Source organism: Segatella copri, assembly GCF_026015295.1.
GTDB lineage: Bacteria > Bacteroidota > Bacteroidia > Bacteroidales > Bacteroidaceae > Prevotella > Prevotella copri_C.
Genome location: NZ_JAPDUW010000001.1, coordinates 2,913,058 through 2,932,500, shown reverse-complemented (window position 1 = coordinate 2,932,500; position 19,443 = coordinate 2,913,058). Strand labels below are relative to the sequence as shown.

Sequence of the window (19,443 nt, the reverse complement as noted above, 5' to 3'; positions counted from 1 at the left end):
GCGTTCAAGGATTTTGTTGACCTGTGCCTCCTTGATGTGATTCTTACGACGAGCCAGGAAGGTGAATTCCACCCTGTCGCCATTAAGTGCTCCCATCGAATTACGTTCAGAAACGAAAATAGGCTTCTCGCTATCATCAGGGATAACAGAGTTTTTGCCATTTGCCTTCCTAACGAATTTACCTTCCATCACCTGTATGCTTTGATTCAGGCGATAAGAATTATCACTTACCTTAGCCAGGTAGTCATCCCATGCCATTTCCTCCATAATGTCAATCGCCAGCATCTTGAGCGGATGCGTCGTAAGATGGAGGGAACGGAATATCTCTTTAAAGCTGAGCGTTTCGCCCGGTCTTTCGGCAAAGAATTCCTGCAGCATCTCAGTGAGCTGCGCTTTGTTCATTCTTTTGCCACCTTTTTTACCTTTTCCCATAAATTATGACTATTATTAGTTTTATAAGGCAAAGAAACAAAAAAAAAAGGAGAAAACAAAGTTTCTTGGCATCTTTTTTCGTTTTTTATTAAATATGAGGCAAAACGGACCATAATATGTCTTCATTTTTCGTATTTCAGAGCAGAATATAGCTTATTGATTCTTTTTATCTGTTCGTAAATGTAGTTCTTCCAAAATTGTGTTTAGGGGGTCTTGGATGTTACAATACTGTTACAACTTGAAATATCGGTAACAAATATTTCGTAATAACGGAAATTCTTATTATATTTGCAACCGAAACGTAACAAACATTTCCACAAATACAAATGAATATGGATACAAGTCAATATCTTGTGATTTTTTTTCAGATTCTCGGTTCTTTAGCTTTGCTCATCTATGGTATGAAGGTGATGAGTGAGGCCTTGCAGAAGATGGCAGGATCTCAGTTGCGCCACATTTTGGGCGCTATGACAACCAATCGATTTACGGGAATGCTTACAGGTACCTTTATTACCTGTGCCGTTCAGAGCTCCTCTGCAACTACCGTTATGACGGTTTCTTTTGTAAATGCAGGTTTGCTGACTTTAGCCCAAGCAATTTCCGTTATTATGGGTGCCAACATTGGTACCACGTTTACGGCTTGGATTATGTCGCTGGGTTATAATGTAGATTTAACGATTGTCGTATTCCCTGCGTTCTTCCTCGGCATTATGCTGATTTATAGTAAGAAGCGCCGTTATTTCGGAGATTTCCTTTTTGGTATCGCCTTCCTCTTCTTCTCGCTCGTTCTGTTGAGTAGTGCGGGTAAGGCTCTCGATCTGGAACATAATCCGGCGGTTATCGATTTCTTTGGATCTTTTGATACGAAGAGTCATTTTACGATTGTAGTCTTCCTCCTGATAGGTACACTTATAACCTGTATCGTACAGAGTTCGGCAGCTGTGATGGCTATCACTATCTTACTCTGTTCTACAGGCGTACTTCCTATCTATCTGGGCATAGCCTTGGTGATGGGTGAGAATATCGGAACTACCGCTACAGCCAATCTTGCCGCTTTGGGTGCCAATGCCCAGGCTCGTCGTGCAGCCTTGGCCCATCTGGTATTCAATGTCTTTGGTGTAATCTGGGTTCTCTGCCTGTTCTATCCATTTGTAGATTTCGTTTGCTCTATCGTGGGGTATGATCCTGATGGTGGTATGTCTGCGGCACAGAAGACGAAGTTGTTGCCAATTGTCCTGGCGATGTTCCATACCTGTTTCAATGTTTGTAACACGGGCGTTCTGATTTGGTTTATCCCACAGTTGGAAAAAGTTGTCTGCAAACTTATCAAGCCTAAGGCAGATAAGGAGGATGAAGATTTCCGTTTGCGCTTTATCCAGGCTGGCATCATGAAGACCCCAGAACTTTCTGTCTTCGAGGCACAGCAGGAAATCGGCAGTTTCGGCGAGCGTATCCATCGTATGTTTAGTATGGTGAGAGAGTTGCTGGAAACTCAGGATTCCAAGACTTTCGACAAACTCTATGAGCGTATCGAGAAGTATGAGGGTATTTCTGATAATATGGAGATTGAGATTGCCAAGTATCTTGATCAGGTGAGCGATGCTCATCTGAGTGATGATACCAAGGCGAAGATCCGTGCGATGTTGCGTGAGATTTCTGAAATCGAGAGTATTGGTGACAGTTGCTTTAATCTTGCCCGCACCATTAAGCGCAAGGGTGAAAACAAGGAGGAGTTTACTGCCAAGCAGAGTGAAAACATTCATCAGATGTTTAAGTTGGTAGATGAGGCGCTGGCTCAGATGAACTATATGTTTGCTCATGAACGCCATTCTATCAATCTCAACCATACGTACAATATCGAGACTGAGATTAATAATTATCGTACTCAGTTGAGAAACCAGAACCTGGATGATGTGGATAACCATCTTTATACCTATGGTGTAGGTACATTGTATATGGATATCATTCAGGAATGCGAAAAACTGGGTGATTATGTGGTTAATGTCGCCGAGGCTCGCATGGGAGTCAGAACATCTGAGGCTGTGTAATGCAGAATGTTATTGATAGAAAGAAAATAAAAGTAATAAAAGCAAACGGGGAAGCATCAATGGGCGCTTCTCCGTTTGCTTTTGTTGTTTATATATTCTGAATGTTTTTATTTTTCCAATATTTCCTTCAGTTCTTTCATACCATCTGAAGCCCCTTTCATGATGTGCTCTATCTTGTAATATCCATTGGTGTTTACGGCACCCGGGTCTATCAGATAGATAGGAATGTGAGGCTTGGTATATGAAATCAGACCTGCAGCAGGATAAACGTTGAGTGAGGTTCCGATAATGACGAAGATATCGGCTTGCTGTACAGCTTCGGCTGCCGGCTCAATCATAGGAACGCTTTCGCCGAAGAAAACGATAAATGGGCGCAACAGGCTTCCATCTCCAGCTTCGGTTCCCGGCTTTACCTCGCAGTCATCCTCAGGTAATTCCTTGATGTAGCGATAGTCGTAAGGGTCGCGTGATGAGCAAACCTTTGACAGTTCGCCATGCAGATGGATTACATTCTTGGAACCTGCCTTCTCATGCAGATTATCTACATTCTGGGTGATTACCGTCACATCGAAGTCTTTTTCCAGCTCCTTGATAAGTTTATGTCCCTCGTTAGGTTGCGCAGCATAGAGTTTATGGCGCAACATATTATAGAAGTTTGTTACTAGGGTAGGGTCAGCTTCCCATCCCTCATGGGTAGCTATCTGTTCTACAGGATAGTTTTCCCATAATCCATCATTGCCACGGAAAGTTTTGAAACCACTCTCCACAGACATGCCTGCACCGGTTAAAAATACGAGTTTCTTCATCTTATCACGTTTTAATTATTCATATTTTCTTAATCTTTTTATTAAGAATGCACAAATTTAGCAATTTTTCTGCAAATAACATCGTTTTAAGCGAGAAAAATGTTATCTTTGCACTCGTTTTAAGGACAAAAAGTACATTTTAAGATTATTAATACATTATTATAAATAGATTTTATGGATAAAGTAAGTTATGCTTTGGGCATCGGCATCGGTCGCCAGTTGGCTTCTATGGGTGCAGAGAGTTTGAATATTGATGATTTTGCACAGGCTGTAAAGGATGCCATCGCCGGTAAGCTTCAGCTCGGCGAGCAGGAAGCTCAGGAGTTGGTACAGAACTTCTTTGCAGAGCAGGAGGCTAAGGCTCAGGCTGCTGCTGCCGAGAAGGGCAAGGTTGCTAAGGAAGCTGGTGAGAAGTTCCTCGCCGAGAACGGCAAGAAGGATGGTATCATCACTACTAAGAGCGGTTTGCAGTATCAGGTTTTGCGTGAAGGTAATGGCAAGGCTCCTAAGGCTACCGATCAGGTTGAGTGCCACTATGAGGGAACGCTTATCGACGGTACTAAGTTTGACAGTTCTTACGACCGTGGTCAGACTGCTACCTTCCCATTGAACCAGGTTATCGCTGGTTGGACAGAGGGTCTTCAGCTCATGACCGAGGGTGCCAAGTTCCGTTTCTTCATCCCTTATCAGTTGGGTTATGGCGAGCGTGGTGCAGGTGCATCTATCCCTCCATTCTCAGCCTTGATTTTCGATGTTGAGCTCGTTGCCGTTAAGTAATCTGTTAGTAGATATATTTAAACGAAGTAAAGGCAATCCTGGAATATAATAGATAAAAATAAAGATTTAAAATATAAATAAGGAAATGAAAAAGTTATTTTTCGGAGCCCTCGTGGCTTGTGCTGCTGCTACATTCGTAGGTTGTGGCAATTCTACTCCTAAGGCAGATCTCAAGACTGATGTAGATACTATGAGCTATGCTATGGGTATGTCTCAGACTCAGGGTCTGAAGGAGTTTTTGGTAGAGCGCATGGGCGTTGATACTGCTTACATGGATGATTTCATCAAGGGTCTTAACGATGGTGCCAACGCTGGTGACGACAAGAAGAAGGCTGCTTACTATGCAGGTATCCAGATTGGTCAGCAGATCTCTAACCAGATGGTTAAGGGCATCAACCACGAGGTATTCGGTGAGGATTCTACAAAGTCTATCTCTCTGAAGAACTTCATGGCTGGTTTCATCACAGGTACTACAGGCAAGAAGGGCTTGATGACTGTTGAGCAGGCTGCTCAGATAGCTCAGGCTAAGATGATGGCTATCAAGGCTAAGAACATGGAGAAGGAATATGGTCCTAACAAGGTTGCTGGTGAGAAGTTCCTCGCTGCCAACAAGAAGAAGCCAGGAGTTGTTACTCTGCCTTCAGGTGTTCAGTACAAGGTAATCAAGGAGGGTAACGGCCCTATGCCAAAGGATACTTCTATGGTTAAGGTTAACTACGAGGGTAAGACAATCGACGGCAAGGTATTCGATTCTTCTTTCAAGCGTGGTCAGGCCGTAGATCTCCGTGCTAACCAGGTTATCAAGGGTTGGACTGATGCTTTGGTTCACATGCCAGCAGGTTCTGTTTGGGAGGTTTACATTCCTCAGCAGTTGGCTTACGGTGAGCGCGAGCAGGGTCAGATCAAGCCATTCTCTGTATTGATCTTCAAGATTGAGTTGATTTCAGTTGGTGGCAAGTAATTTTTGTGGGAACTCATTTTTATAGAGGACTTATAAATGAAGAAAATATTAATGACAGCACTCGTCCTCGTGGCGGGTGCTTCTTTGTTTACAGCTAGTGCTGCAAGCAAGAAGAAGGTTAAGAAGGCGGCTACTCTTGTTGAGTTGAAATCATCAGCCGATTCTTTGAGTTATGTAGCTGGTATGAATGCCACTCGTGGTCTGATTCCTTATATCCAGCAGAGTTTTCAGGTAGATACTGCCTATATGGAGAATTTCCTTCGTGGTTACAAGGATGCGCTTGCCATGGGAATCAATCCTAAGACCGTAGCTTATTCTGCAGGTATGGAGGTTGCCAAACTGGTAGAGAAGCGTGTATATCCTGGCACAAAGGAAGAGTTGAAGAGTACAGGCGATTCTATCAGCCATGCTATGTTCCAGAATGGTTTTATCGCAGCTTTGGCTAATGATACAACATTCTTTACCTCTAAGGCTGCTGCCGATTTCCAGAAGGAAGCTTTGGCTGGTGCCGGCGAGAAGTTCCTTGCTGCTAATGCCAAGAAACCTGGTGTAAAGGTGTTGCCTAGCGGTTTGCAGTATAAGGTGATTACCGAAGGTCATGGCGAGGTGCCTAAGGCAAGCGATGAGGTAGAAGTTATCTACGAGGGTCGTCTGATTGATGGTACCGTTTTTGATGCTACATCCAAGCATGGTGGCAGCAAGACAGATAAGTTCCGTGCCAATGGCTTGATCAAGGGTTGGACCGAGGCGCTTACTCTGATGCCTGTGGGCAGTAAGTGGCAGGTTTACATTCCTTACGAGTTGGCTTACGGCGAGCGTCAGGCTGGTCAGATTCCTCCATACTCTACTTTGGTGTTCGATCTTGAGCTGGTTAGCATCGTAAAGCCAGAGGTTAAGGCTGAGCCTGCTGGCGAGTTGAAGGAAGATGTAGCCGTAGGTGCAGAGAAGAAGGTGGCTAAGGCTTCTGCCAAGTCAAACGGCAAGAAAGCTGCTTCCAGAAAGAGAAAGTAATTACGAAATTCATTTCATTAAGTAATTACTACTAAAATATAATAAGGTAAGAGCCAAGGATAGAGTGTTATCTTTGGCTCTTTTTCACGAGGAAGTTCTTTCGGGTATCAATACGCAAGATGGGTGGCGTATTGTCGCTTTCTCCTATGGTAGATTCTACTAAAAGTAGTAAAATGCCAAGGTTTTTAACATTTCAATAGTTTTTTTGCCATTGAAAAAATGGATATACGGTCAAGGTTTTACCTATATATAAGTTTTAAGTGAGAATCCACCAAGGGAATACGTTATGTGTTTTTGGTGGATTCTTTTTCGTTTAAAAATTTGCTGATTTTCAAGGATATAACTTGTAGATAATCTGCATGATCTAACGATGCGCATCATTAGACCTTAATAAAGCGCTTTCTTAAAGTTTATACTTGCGCTTCTATTGAGAACTGGCCTTTATGATAAAAGTAATTTACAGTAAATATGAGATAAAGGAAGAGTTTAAAACTCTATCCTTTAACTATGTGCTGCTTCATAAAAAGGACACTAAATTGTACCTTGTTATTTTAAACCGTTACATAATAACAAGGATAGGTAGAGACTTTTATTTTTACCTATCCTTGATCTTGTAGCATTTACTTTCGCAAGTTTTTAATTAATAACTCCGCTTACAATTCCGTTTTCTATCATAACAATGGTGCCAGAATCATACGACCACATAATACGTTGCGAGTTTTCTGTAATGGTAAGTGGTTTACCCTTTGCTAATATAACCTCTTTTGGATTCATACCTTTCACTACTTGGCCTGAAACGATAGCTTCCCAATGAGACAATTCTACTTTTGAATCAAGAATTTCATGCATCGTTTGTTGGATAAAGTGATTGCATAAAACAGAAAACTTCTCTATATATTCTTTGTATTGGGGCTTTTTCTCTAAGTTTATTTTGTCAAAAGACATAGTCTTAAAAACCGCTAAGACACCCTTTGGGGCACATTTAACGTCTTTTATGAGAAACTCTATTTTGCCCTTATTCACAGCAATATTAAGTTGAAAAGTATAAACCTTATCAGAGTTTTCGTTTTCAGCAATATTACAACCAACACTTAGCACTAATTTTTGGGGATCACATTTTAGTGTGTTTTCAACTACGTTGCTGGATTTCTCCATAGCCCAGAGAGCTGCACTACCAAAGGTTGTTCGCTCATCAATTTTACATGGCTTGGAACCTTTGCAAATATAACTATTCCCTTCTTTTGTCAACGAGTAGTTATCTTGTGCATGGGTAATAGTAGCAGATAGTATCATCAGCACTGCCAAAATCACAGTTTTCATATATTCAACTCTTAAATTATTAAACAAACAATCTGCCCAATATCCGTCATTGTAACAGATATTAGGCAGACCCTATCTAAAACTTATGCATTTGTTAGAATACAAGACCGATTGTTGCTGCAAAATTGTTCAATTTGTAATTGTATGATTCGTAATCATCTTCATACTTAACAAAATCGGTCAACCCTCCACCATAAGATAGACCTACGTAGAATTTACCCAATTCAACATTGACTCCAGCTTGCCAGCCAAGAGTAAAGAACTTCATATCATCAACGTCAGATGTGATGTTTCCATTAAATGTAAGACCTGCTAAAGGGGCAATCTTGACACTCTCTGTTACAGGCCACTTGTAAGTTACGTTCAAGGGAATTGTTGCAATCACAGCACTTAAATCATCAAAAGCGTAAGTTGCACCAAGACCAGTTTCTACAAACAGAGGAATATCTTTGGCTACAGAGATGCCCTTAGTCCAAGCTAAAGAAACACCACTGACAGATTCTGAACCTTCTGCATTTGAACTAATTGAGTTGTATGATACACCGATGCGGTTGTAACCACTACTTTTTTTGTAAGTAACTGTGTTTGATGTGATGAGCTGGGCAGAAGCACCAAGACTCATGATAGTGGCAATAGCCAATAATAATAACTTTTTCATTGTGTTATAATTTTAGAATTAATATTTATGTTTACTTATTTCGATTCTCATTGCCAACAGCTTTGTTCTGCTTATTATCAACAGATATAGCACGTATGCGGGCACCATTCTGTAAAGGGTCAATCCACTTGGAGTCATCTGTACCCAACTGACCTTCGCCATAATTATGGAATCTCACATACTTAGCAGGATAACCACGCACAGTAACATCTAAGCCTTTGGCCTTCTCATTATTGATAACATAAAAAGTTGCACCAAGAATAATATCTGCACCTGCAAGTTTTGCAGCTTTGAAAGCAGCATTAGCTTTTGCATTCTCAAGCATTGCTGTACTAATCTCAGAAAGAGAAACTCCAGGGAAGATATTAAATGACCATTCTTGACAATCTTTGTTTATCATCTGGAGCTCAGCTACCATTGGACGTACAAAGAACTCTGACATACCCTCTTGGATACGTGTTTGTGCATGCTCAAATTTAGCCTGTGCATGCATTGAGGCAATACTACCTGCTAATAATAAAAGAGTAAACGCAATCTTTTTCATATATGTTTAACATAGCCTATTGACTCCCAAGCATCGGCAATATAAGTTACATGAAAAGTTTTTGACTATAAACGAAAAAGCGCAGGAGTCTGATCTTGTCACTCGTCCTACGTCTTGAGGCTTCTCGCATTGCCCATCCAGTCAAGAACGAGCAACGAACAGAAACCCACGCCGATAGTTGATATAATTATCCCAATATACCAAACTTGTACACCTTATATTATATAAGATGCACAGAATGATATTAGGGGTATTATAAAAACATCCCATGAGCATCTATCGTTGCCTTGTTACGTGACTGAATCATTTTGAAACTTTGCGAGAATTTCAAGACGTCAAGTTACAAAGCGCATGATAAACGCTTCCCATAAATAGTGGCTCTCATTACCTCTGATTTGGCACCCTTGCCTATGCAGTCCCACCTACAATAATGTAATGCGAGAGCATCTAATCGGCGTAGGTATTGCAGTACAAGAAACATTTTTAGTAATGAGTCTCCACTCATAATGTTATATGCAACTGCAAATTTTATGAAAACCGCTTCAAAATTAAATCTAATTTATGAAACCACCAAATAAATTAAGATATTTTTGCTAAAATATAGGTTAAAAAGATGATTTTTGGAAAATATTTCTATTATTTTTCTGATAATATGGTTTTATTCAGTACATTATTTCCATTATTCATATTTTCAAAATTTACACACAAATCAGATTCCGTTGAAAATACAGAAATACATGCTAATGCCATTGCGGGAAGGCTGTTGGAGGTCGTCAAGCGATACCACAACTTTTTCATAGTTATCAGCAATACACTCTAACGGAGCATATTCTTGCTCTATTGTCTGCTCACCAACAAGCATATAGGTGGCTTGTACATAGATGGTTCAATCATTCTTGATGGCGACAAAATCCACCTCTTTTTCCTTTATGTTACTTACATATACATCATAATCCATGACGTAACAGGTCTATAAATATGAGATTCTTCAAAAGATACCCGACTCCAGCGTAGAGATAATTTTTAAAAGACAAATCGTTCATATAGTATTTACAACTTCCCTTAATTGAATATTTTTAGAGTCTTTGCCTCTTGTTTAATCAATGCATCTGAAGAGAAAAGGGCAATCTATTGAAATTTAAAGTGAGAGTCCACCAAGGGATCTCTTGAAAATCATGCTTCTTTTGTTTTTAATTTCTATGCCATAAAAGCGATTTTTTCTGTTAAAATTCGTATAAATACTATCAAAAAGCACGAAAATTGCAAAATAATCGTGCTTTTTGTTGTTTATATCAATAGATTTTATTAATTTTGCTATCTGGTATAGAAAAGTACCTTATAAATAGAATAATATAAAACAAAACGAAATGGAGAAAATAGACAATCTAGACAGAAAGATTCTCGGCATCCTTTCCAAGAATGCCCGTATTCCTTTCAAAGACGTAGCCGCAGAATGTGGCGTGTCTCGTGCTGCCATCCATCAGCGTGTTCAGCACTTGATGGAGGATGGTTTCATCACCGGTAGCGGTTTTGATGTAAACCCTAAAAGCCTGGGTTATTCTACCTGCACTTATGTAGGTTTGAACTTGGAGCGCGGTAATATGTATAAAAAGGTGGTAGAGCGCTTGCAGAACATTCCTGAAATCGTAGAGTGCCACTTTACAACCGGTTCATACACCATGCTGATTAAGCTTTATGCCCGCGACAACGAGCAGCTCATGGATTTGCTCAATAATAAGCTTCAGGCTATCCCTGGTGTGGTTTCTACCGAAACGCTTATCTCTCTTGAGCAGAGCATCAAGCGTGAGATTCCTGTACTTCTGGATGAAGATTAATAAGAGTCTCCATACCTGAGTACGATTTTTAGAAGATCTTGAATCATTATTTATTGAAAGATAAACAAATGGAAACATTTGACTTAGAGTCGCATCTCCAGGATGCATACTCTAGATTTCCCGAAGCGAAGCATCAGCCTGTAATTGGCCTTACTGCCAATTATGAAGGTATCGATGCTACGCTTCGCGACCGTTATTATAAGCAGGTAATAGCGGCTGGCGGTACGCCGGTCATTATTCCTCCTGTTGCCGATGCTCAGGTCATCGTCAATACCCTGGAGCATCTTGATGGATTGATTCTGACGGGTGGCGGCGACCATAATCCGCTGTGGATGGGCGAAGAGCCTTCTCCCCGTCTTCACAACATCAATCAGGAACGTGATGCTGCCGAACTGATGATTACCCGATTGGCTTTCAACCGCCAGATTCCGATGCTTGGCATCTGCCGGGGCATCCAGACCCTCGCCATTGCGCTGGGTGGAAAGGTGTGTCAGGATATCAAGCAGCTGGTAAAGCACAGCCAGGATGCCGACCGTACCGAACCTACCCACATCGTAGAAATCAAGAAAGATTCCACCTTATATAATATATATAATAAGGAGAAGATCTTTGTCAACTCGTTCCACCATCAGGCGGTAAGCGAGCCTGGCAAGCATCTGCGCACCATCGCCAAATCTTCCGACCATATTATAGAGGCTGTAGAGAGTAGCGAGTATAAGCAGATTCTCGGTGTGCAATGGCATCCGGAATGGCTGGAAGAAGAAGGATTGAAGATTTTCCAATGGCTGGTTAATCAGGCTAACAACTTTTATGCAGCCAAGCAGTTGCATAAGCGCATCCTTACGCTCGATACCCATTGTGATACTCCGATGTTCTTCCCTCAGGGCATCAAGTTTGATCATCGCGATTCCCGCATCCTGGTTGATCTCCATAAGATGACCGATGGTCATCAGGATGCTACCACGATGGTAGCTTACCTGCCACAGCCTCAGATAGGCGAGAGCTTCAGCAGCAAGGTGGCTTTCGATGTAAAGGGACCTGCGCAGTATGCCGACCTCATCTTCGACAAGATAGAAGAGATTGTGAGCAAGAACAGTCAGTATCTCAGCATAGCCCGCACTCCTGCCGATCTTTATAGCGATAAGCGGAAGGGCAGAAAGAGCATCATGCTCGGCATCGAGAACGGTCTCGCCCTGGAGCACGATATCAGTAACGTGAAGCATTTCGCCCAGCGCGGCATCGTTTATATCACGCTCTGCCATAATGGTGATAATGATATCTGCGATAGTGCCCGCGGCTGCAATACCCATAATGGTGTGAGCAGTTTTGGCGAGAAGGTGATTCATGAGATGAACCGTCTGGGCATCATGGTAGATTTGAGTCATGGTGGCGAGAAGAGTTTCTACGATGCTCTTGATATCAGCCAGGCGCCTATTGTCTGCAGCCATAGCAGCAGCCGTGCGCTCTGCGATGTGCCTCGCAATCTGACCGATGACCAGATGCGTGCCCTCGCAGCAAAGGGTGGTGTGGCTCATACCACGCTCTATCACGGATTCCTGCGTAAAGAGGGTGAAGCCGACATCATGGACGCTATCGCCCATCTTGAGCATGCCATCGATGTGATGGGTATCGACCACGTAGGTCTGGGTACCGACTTTGATGGAGACGGCGGCATCCGGGGGCTCGCCGACTCTTCTGAACTCATCAATTTCACCCTCCAGCTGTTGCGCTGCAAATATAGCGAGCAGGATATTGTCAAGATTTGGGGAGGCAACTGGCTCAGAGTGATGACGCAGGTGCAGAACTTTAAACATTAATGTTATGACGAAGAAAATGAAGATAATTTTAGGCTTGGTAGTTGCTGCCGGAGTGGTAGTTGGAGCTATCAGCTATAAGAATGCCAACACCAGTTCGCCGGAAATTCAGGAAGTAGAGGAAGCAGAGAAGCTGAATCCTGTAGGTCCTGCCTTTAATGCCGATTCGGCGTTGGCTTATTGTGCCGCACAATGCGATTTCGGTCCTCGCGTCATGAACAGCGAGGCGCACGACAAGTGTGGCGAATGGATTGTGAGCAAGTTCAAGCAGTTTGGTTGCGAGGTAGAAACCCAGAAGGCTGACCTCAAGGGCTATGATGGTACCATCCTGAAGAATACCAATATCATCGCCCATTACAACCCGAAGGCAGAAACCCGCATCTTGCTCTGTGCCCATTGGGACAGCCGTCCTTGGGCCGACAACGACCCCGACAGTACCAACTGGCGCAAGCCTGTAATGGCAGCCAACGATGGCGCCAGCGGAGTAGCCGTCATGTTGGAGATAGCCCGCCAGCTGCAGGCTGACAAGAAGCTGAATCCTAACATCGGCGTAGATTTCGTATGTTTCGATACCGAAGACAGGGGAACACCTCAGTGGGCTGATGTTCAGGACGATGGCGATACTTGGGCATTGGGTGCCCAGTACTGGAGCGAGAACAAGCCTGAGGGATATAATCCTCGTTTCGGAATCCTCCTCGATATGGTGGGCGGACAGGGAGCCAAGTTCTATCGTGAAGGCATGTCTATGCAGTATGCCGGTGGCATCGTGAAGAAGGTTTGGGCTGCAGCCCGTCAGGCTGGTTTTGGCTCTTACTTCCCTAAGAGCGATGGCGGAATGATTACTGATGATCATATTCCGGTCAACGAGAAGGCTAAGATTCCTACTGTAGATGTGATAGCTTATTATCCAGACTGCCAGCAGAGCAGTTTCGGTCCTACCTGGCACACCGTGAGCGATGATATGGCTCATCTGGATAAGAATGTGCTTAAGGCGGTTGGCCAGACTATGATTCAGGTGCTTTATACTGAGGAATAGGTCGGCATCCCATTCGAATATAAAAGGAAATGTTCCTAGGAAAAGTTGTTGCTTTTCTTAGGAACATTTCTTTTTTCAGCCTGTTTAAATCTTCGTTCATAGACGTTGAACCGCCGTTCAGTGTCTTTGAACCGACATTCAATGTCTTTGAACGGCGGTTCAATGTCTATGAACGGAGATTTCTTCTGCTTGTATCAACAAAAAAACTTAGGTATAAAAGCAATTCCTATTGACTGGAAATGCTTTTATACCTAAGTGTATGGGCTTTCTGAATAAGATGAGCTGGTTAAATCTGCCCCGATTCTACCTGTCTTACCACTCTTTCTGTTAATCTGTCAACGCCGTTCGGGTCGTACTTCTTGTTGAGGCTGGCACCGAAGAGGCTTGCAAATGCCTGATAGAATCCGGCACGGATAGGACCCAGGAAGGCTTGGATAAGATGATAGGATGAAGAATTGCATTCGCGATACACCAGTTTGATGCAGAGTTTACCTTGTGCATAGGTGAGTTTCTTCATTCTCGGGGTATATTCCTGTTTGATACCTTTCTCCACCAGTTTCATGTGTGCATCCTTTGCCTTCTTGTTAGGCAGCGTTTCCAGATAATCACCCGTTTCGATGATAATCCTTCTTACCTCCTTGGCTATCGGCAGCACCTTCTTGATGTTGTATACCAAACGGTTGTAAGCCATTCGCTCCTTGGCGTTCTTAAATACCGGCTGCGGATAAACGTACACGTTGTTCACCTGAACATATTGCACGCTGTCATGATCCAGGAGCACTTTTCCTACCTTCACCATCGGTTCAAAGGTAGGAGTATCCATGTCCACCTCCCTGTCTTCAGGGTTGTCGCCATCGGTCTGCGCCATGGTTTGCAGGGTGATGCAGAAGAGCATCGCCAGTAAAAAGCATATTTTCTGTTTCATGTAAATCTCCTCAAAGTTCTTTGTCCAGCTCCTTTTCTTCGTGGAGCTTCTTCTATATATAAAGAGGTGTAAGCCACTTTGTGTTACTAATTACGCCGCAAAATTACAGATTATTTCTCAAATTGAGAAAGATTCTTGGCTTTTTCTTTCTCTTTTTCATATTTTAGCAGTAACTTTGTCTTAATTTAATAAACAAAGTGCCTACTACACATGAAGCATGCTCATTCCATAACATCCCTCTTGTTGAAACTGTTTCTCGTAGGCAGCTCCCAAATCTTCTGTGCCTCATGGGCTCAAGCCCAATCTTCCTCTCTTTCAGAACTGGGCGCCGTGCCTGAAGATTCTCTTTCCGCTTCGCCCCCTTGGCAGCAACTGTTGTCCGACCTTTCTTCATCCGAAGATTTCGAGCATGTAGCCTGGCAGGACTATGAAGAAGATTTGGAGGAGATGGCACAGCATCCCGTCAATCTGAATACGGCAACGAGAGAAGAACTGGAGCGCATGCCGTTTCTTACTGCATCGCAGGTAGAAGACATCCTGTTCTATATTTACCGCTATGGCCAGCTGAAGAGTATGAGCGAGCTTACCCTGATAAGCAGTATCGGTTGGTACCAGCGCCAGCTGATGAGTTGTTTCTTCTATGTGGCCGATGACGGGAGCAAGCCGGCTTTCCCCAGTCTTAAAAACATCGCCCAGTATGGCAAGCACGAAGTGATGGGCATGCTGAAGGTTCCTTTTTATGAGCGCAAGGGCGATGCGAGCGGAACCGACGGCTATCTGGGTTATCCTTACAAGCACGGACTGCGCTACCAGTTTCGCTACGGCAATTCCGTCAAGCTGGGATTCGTAGCTTCTCAGGATGCCGGCGAACCATTTTTCGGAGGCAGGAACACGATGGGTTACGACTTCTATTCCTTCTATCTTCAGGTAAAGAACCTGGGCAGATGGAAGAATATCACCCTGGGCAGATACAGACTGAACGCAGGATTGGGACTGATACTCAATAATGATTTCGGCTTCGGCAAACTCTCTGCCTTAACCTCCTTGGGCAGGTCATCTTCCTGCATCATCCGCGGTCATTCCTCCCGTTCTTCAGCCAATTATCTGCAAGGCGCAGCAGCCACCTATACCTTATTAAAAGGCCTGGAACTGACCGGCTTTCTTTCTTATCGCCAGATAGATGCTACGCTTTCTGCTGGCGGCGGGGGCATCAAGACCATCCTGAAGACCGGTTTGCATCGCACGGTGAATGAGATTGCTAAACAAAAGGTAGCATCCAATACACTTGTGGGAGGCAACATCAGTTACCGGCATCAGGGCTGGCACATCGGAGGTACAGCCTTTTATACCTCTTTCTCCCTACCGCTCACGCCCAATAAAAGCCAGCTTTACAAGCGTTTTGCTCCAGAGGGGAATGCCTTCTGGAATGCCAGCATCAGCTATGGTTATATCTCCCATCGCCTCACCCTCTCTGGCGAGACAGCAACTGGCGATTGCGGTTCCATAGCTACGCTCAATGCAGCCTCCTATCTCTGTTCCGACCATTTCACGCTCATGGCTCTTCACAGGTTCTATTCTGCCCGATATTATTCTCTCTTCAGCAACAGCTTTTCCGAGGGGAGCGATGTGCAGGATGAAAACGGCGTATATCTGGGCTTTACCTGGATTCCTGCCCATCATTGGAGCATCACAGCCTACAGCGATTTCGCCTATTTCGCCTGGCCTAAGTATCAGACCAGGGAGAGCACTCAGAGTTGGGATAATCTGGTGAATATCCTCTTCCAGCCCTCCAGGGTCCTGACGGTAGGAGGAAGGTTCCGTTATAAGGATAAGGCGGGAACCACGACCGGCCGTCTGCGTCTCTATGCCACAATATCCCAAAAACGATGGAGCGCCAAAACCAGTTTAGACTATACGATGAGCCAGGCAGAAAGCGCGATGAAGAATGAGGGCGATGAGCTTAGTAAAGGCTATATGGTGAGCGAGCATATAGGATGGGAATGGAAATGGAAGAAGCAGTTGAAAGGAACGTTGAGAGGCTGCCTGGGCTATTTCCATACTTCCGATTTCGCCTCCCGTATCTACGCTTATGAGCCTGGTCTGCTCTATCAGATGAGTTTCGGCAGCTACTACGGCGAGGGCATCCGTTACGCCTTGGTGGCACGCTCTGAGATAGGTTCCCATCTGCTGCTTATCGCCAAATTGGGTACAACCGATTATTTCGACCGTTCTCACATCTCTTCTGGTTTGCAGGAAATCTCCCGCTCTTCGCAAACCGATCTGGAGATACAGGTAAAGTGGAAATGGTAAGAAAGAATGGAGAAAAACGGGAAATATATATCAAGAATAAAAAATATTAAACGTTTTTCTTGTTTAAATAGAAAAAATGAGTTACTTTTGCATCTGAATAAATACTGGCTTACAAATGAAGATATTGATAGTTATCCCTTGTTATAACGAGGAAGAAGTGCTGCCTAAGACCTTAGATGTGCTGGGGGCATTGATCAGAAAGATTAAGAAAGAGACTGATGCCGACACAGAACTGCTGCTTGTCGACGATGGCAGTCGTGACCATACTTGGCAGATGATTTCGGATGCTGCCAAGGAACATGGGTATGTGCATGGCATCAAACTGTCGCATAACCGAGGCCATCAGAATGCGCTCTGGGCAGGTATGGAAGCTGCGGTAGACCATTGCGATGCGATGGTAAGTATCGATGCCGACCTGCAGGACGATGAGAATGTTATCGTGGATATGGTGCGCCAGGTGCAGGAAGGCAAGGATATCATCTATGGTGTGCGCAAGGAGCGCAAGACCGATACCTTCTTCAAACGCTTTACCGCCCAGGCTTTTTATAAGCTGATGCAGAGTGTGGATAAGGATACGGTTTACAATCATGCCGATTTCCGCATGATGACCAACCGCACCCTGAAGGCTCTGATGCAGTATCCCGAGCGCAATCTCTTCCTCAGATCCATCGTACGCCAGTTGGGTTTCCGTGAGGGATTCGTCTATTACGACCGCAAGGCTCGCGAGGCGGGTGAGAGTAAGTATCCGTTTACCAAGATGCTGAGCTTCAGTATCGATGGCATCACCTCGTTCTCCGTGGCACCTCTTAGGTTTATCACCTTCCTGGGTTTGGCGATGACTTTGGTGGCAGTCATCATGATTATCTTTGCCTTGGTAGAATATTTCCAGGGCAAGACCATTCAGGGCTGGACCTCCATGCTTGTTTCCATGTGGTTTATCGGAGGCATCATCACCACGGGCGTAGGCATCACGGGTGTCTATATCGGCAAAATTTATACCGAGGTGAAGCGCCGTCCTCGATACTTTATCGAAGAAAGAGTATAATCTTATCGAAGAAAGAAAATAAGAAGAATATCAATTTGATAGATACAAAAATAGCATCGGTACTTATAATCCCGATGCTATTTTTGTATCTAATCACTAATAATTAATCACTACTCATTTGTTAAGTGCAATATTGGCACTAGTCTTCACGAATCGGTAGAAACCTACCTTGTTGTGCCATTCTACCGTCTTTCTTACTTCCCAAACCTTCTGGAAGGTATAGTCCTTGCCGAATTTCTCAAGGAAATCAGGCACGTCTTCTTCCGGAATCATCAGCACGCCATCCTGTGGCAATACCTTGTCAAACTGCTGGATCTTATCGCCCAGATAGAAGTTGAGGCTGAAGAAATGCAGCATATCTACCGACATATAAGAATAGAGTTTGCTGGTATCAAACTTCTTCTCGATAACCGGCGCCAGATGCTTATCGGCCTTCGTGTTGAGCACAGGTGGCTGCAGACTGGAGTCGAGCATCAGGAAGAGCCCCACAATGGTGGCAAGAGTATATGAAACAATATTGCCTGAATTCTTCTTCTTGAGTGCCCGGAAGATGAGGTAAACTCCCTCCAAAGTGATAACCATAAAGATGCTGCATGGGATGAGCAAATCGTTGTTTTCGAGCGCATGGAGCATGGCGATATTGTCTATGGCATGCTTACCGTGGAAGATACTTTCTGGCACCCATCCTTTTTTTACCACCAGCAGGGCGATATTGAGAATCAGGGTTATCGAAGCAATCACTCCGGCATAAACCTTCAAGGCTCCCATCTTCTCCTTCATCATCCAAACGATGTATTCGGCGATGAGATAGGCCATGAACGGATAGCATGGCAGCAGATAAACGCTGCGCTTGCTCTTAGGGATGCAGTAGAAGAAGAGTACCAGGAGGAAGGCGAGCCAGGTGAACACCTGCAGCGGAGTAGCCTTCTTCGCATTCTCAAGGAAACGGGTCTTCGAGAACTTCTTCCATGGCAGAATGAAGAGCGAGAACAATAATAATAAGGTGTAAGGCAACCAGCCCGTGATGAGCGTGAGAAGGTTGTACCACGCTGGGTTCTCGTGCGATTCGTATGCCATCTTGCCCATGAATCGGTCGATGTTCTCTTCCTTCACCAGGCGCAGAAACTCGTCGCCGCCTTGCAGATAGGCTGCATAATACCAGCAGAAAGGAATAACGAGCGAGAGCAGGGCGGTTAGAGCCATGCGCCATACGATGCCCCAGAAGTTCTCACGTTGGGTAAGCATGAATACGCCCATCACAAAGCAAGGCAGAATGATGCCCACAGGACCTTTGGTAAGCGTAGCGCCACTCATGCAGAGGATAGCGAGCCAAGGCAACTGGTGCTTTCCTTTCTCCCACCAGCGGTAGAGCAGATACATGGCTCCCACCATGAAGGCGGTGTTCACCATATCTACACGGCAGTTCATACCCGCACGGTGCACCTCGAAGGCGGTGAGCGTAAGGATGGCTGCGATGAGGCTGGTCTGGGCGTTCTTGCGCTTGGCATAGAACACGAAACCGCCGATGGTCATCAATACCAGCGATACGGCAGACGGCAGGCGTGAAGTGTACTCATTCACATGGCCGATGAAGAGGCTGAAGAAGGCGATGCACCAGTGGAAGAATGGCGGTTTGTAAGGGATATCACCTCCGTTGTTGATAGGCAGAATCCAGTTGCCATGTTCCAGCATGGTGTAGGCAACCACCGCTTCGCGCGGCTCTCCCTTGGTATTGAAATCTGTGAGTCCGAGGAATGGAATCATCATCACGATAGCCAGGATGATGATGAGCCATAGGGCTTTGTTGTACTTGATGTTCATGTCTTATCGAAGTCTTATTATGTATTTTTGGCTGCAAAGTTACATATAATTATTTGTTTATAGACAGAATAAGGCTAGAAATTTTGCTTTTATTGGGATA

The 19,443-nt window shown here is 44.3% G+C and carries 16 protein-coding genes (1 of these 16 only partly in view); 9 read left to right on the top strand and 7 right to left on the bottom strand.

Going from position 1 to position 19,443, the window contains the following annotated elements; genetic code table 11:
• Positions 1-432: the start of a ribonuclease R gene (gene rnr, locus ONT18_RS12360; protein ID WP_022120286.1), read on the bottom strand. It extends 1,866 nt beyond the left edge of the window; only the first 432 of its 2,298 coding nucleotides appear in the window; its start codon is at positions 430-432; its stop codon lies off the left edge, out of view.
• A gap of 332 nt (positions 433-764) precedes the next feature.
• On the opposite strand from rnr, the gene ONT18_RS12355 reads away from it, so the two are divergent.
• Positions 765-2,480 carry a Na/Pi cotransporter family protein gene (locus tag ONT18_RS12355; RefSeq protein ID WP_264905837.1) on the top strand — a complete coding sequence of 572 codons (1,716 nt, stop codon included), beginning with the start codon at positions 765-767 and terminating at the stop codon, positions 2,478-2,480.
• Between the two features lie 107 nt (positions 2,481-2,587).
• Here the strand turns inward: ONT18_RS12355 and ONT18_RS12350 are convergent, their stop codons facing one another.
• Positions 2,588-3,286 carry an SIR2 family NAD-dependent protein deacylase gene (locus tag ONT18_RS12350; RefSeq protein WP_006848157.1) on the bottom strand — a complete coding sequence of 233 codons (699 nt, stop codon included), beginning with the start codon at positions 3,284-3,286 and terminating at the stop codon, positions 2,588-2,590.
• Between the two features lie 174 nt (positions 3,287-3,460).
• On the opposite strand from ONT18_RS12350, the gene ONT18_RS12345 reads away from it, so the two are divergent.
• The 3 genes from ONT18_RS12345 to ONT18_RS12335 all read left to right on the top strand — a co-directional run bounded on the left by ONT18_RS12345 (position 3,461) and on the right by ONT18_RS12335 (position 6,035).
• Positions 3,461-4,063, top strand: a complete 603-nt coding sequence (locus ONT18_RS12345) for an FKBP-type peptidyl-prolyl cis-trans isomerase (protein WP_006848156.1) — start codon at positions 3,461-3,463, stop codon at positions 4,061-4,063.
• Positions 4,064-4,148: 85 nt separating this feature from the next.
• Positions 4,149-5,024, top strand: coding sequence for an FKBP-type peptidyl-prolyl cis-trans isomerase (locus ONT18_RS12340; RefSeq protein ID WP_119229000.1), 876 nt, complete (start codon positions 4,149-4,151; stop codon positions 5,022-5,024).
• Positions 5,025-5,060: 36 nt separating this feature from the next.
• Positions 5,061-6,035, top strand: a complete 975-nt coding sequence (locus ONT18_RS12335) for an FKBP-type peptidyl-prolyl cis-trans isomerase (RefSeq protein WP_153114344.1) — start codon at positions 5,061-5,063, stop codon at positions 6,033-6,035.
• Between the two features lie 636 nt (positions 6,036-6,671).
• Here ONT18_RS12335 and ONT18_RS12330 read toward each other — a convergent pair.
• From ONT18_RS12330 to ONT18_RS12320, 3 genes are all read right to left on the bottom strand, one after another.
• Entirely contained in the window at positions 6,672-7,355 is a 684-nt protein-coding gene (locus tag ONT18_RS12330) for a hypothetical protein (RefSeq protein WP_118416717.1), read from the bottom strand.
• A gap of 94 nt (positions 7,356-7,449) precedes the next feature.
• Complete coding sequence (locus ONT18_RS12325) at positions 7,450-8,013, bottom strand: hypothetical protein (protein WP_022120178.1); 564 nt, start codon at positions 8,011-8,013, stop codon at positions 7,450-7,452.
• Positions 8,014-8,044: 31 nt separating this feature from the next.
• Positions 8,045-8,557, bottom strand: coding sequence for a hypothetical protein (locus tag ONT18_RS12320; protein ID WP_022120177.1), 513 nt, complete (start codon positions 8,555-8,557; stop codon positions 8,045-8,047).
• 1,367 nt (positions 8,558-9,924) lie between these two features.
• Between ONT18_RS12320 and ONT18_RS12310 the strand changes: the two genes are divergently transcribed.
• From ONT18_RS12310 to ONT18_RS12300, 3 genes are all read left to right on the top strand, one after another.
• Positions 9,925-10,392 carry an Lrp/AsnC family transcriptional regulator gene (locus ONT18_RS12310; protein WP_006848151.1) on the top strand — a complete coding sequence of 156 codons (468 nt, stop codon included), beginning with the start codon at positions 9,925-9,927 and terminating at the stop codon, positions 10,390-10,392.
• Between the two features lie 68 nt (positions 10,393-10,460).
• The gene (locus ONT18_RS12305; RefSeq protein WP_264905834.1) at positions 10,461-12,209 is read left to right on the top strand and encodes a membrane dipeptidase; all 1,749 of its coding nucleotides are present in this window, start codon (positions 10,461-10,463) and stop codon (positions 12,207-12,209) included.
• 4 nt (positions 12,210-12,213) lie between these two features.
• Positions 12,214-13,242 (top strand): M28 family peptidase, encoded by a 1,029-nt coding sequence (locus tag ONT18_RS12300; RefSeq protein ID WP_264905832.1) that lies wholly within the window; start codon positions 12,214-12,216, stop codon positions 13,240-13,242.
• Between the two features lie 286 nt (positions 13,243-13,528).
• Here ONT18_RS12300 and ONT18_RS12295 read toward each other — a convergent pair whose 3' ends face one another.
• Positions 13,529-14,167 (bottom strand): DUF4294 domain-containing protein, encoded by a 639-nt coding sequence (locus ONT18_RS12295; protein ID WP_118066582.1) that lies wholly within the window; start codon positions 14,165-14,167, stop codon positions 13,529-13,531.
• A gap of 210 nt (positions 14,168-14,377) precedes the next feature.
• On the opposite strand from ONT18_RS12295, the gene ONT18_RS12290 reads away from it, so the two are divergent.
• A complete protein-coding gene (locus ONT18_RS12290) occupies positions 14,378-16,477 on the top strand; it encodes a helix-hairpin-helix domain-containing protein (protein ID WP_264905829.1) in 2,100 nt (699 codons plus the stop codon).
• Positions 16,478-16,592: 115 nt separating this feature from the next.
• Positions 16,593-17,522 carry a glycosyltransferase family 2 protein gene (locus tag ONT18_RS12285; protein ID WP_117693229.1) on the top strand — a complete coding sequence of 310 codons (930 nt, stop codon included), beginning with the start codon at positions 16,593-16,595 and terminating at the stop codon, positions 17,520-17,522.
• 114 nt (positions 17,523-17,636) lie between these two features.
• On the opposite strand, the gene ONT18_RS12280 is transcribed toward ONT18_RS12285, so the two are convergent.
• The gene (locus ONT18_RS12280; protein ID WP_264905828.1) at positions 17,637-19,343 is read right to left on the bottom strand and encodes an ArnT family glycosyltransferase; all 1,707 of its coding nucleotides are present in this window, start codon (positions 19,341-19,343) and stop codon (positions 17,637-17,639) included.
• Between the last annotated feature and the right edge of the window lie 100 nt (positions 19,344-19,443).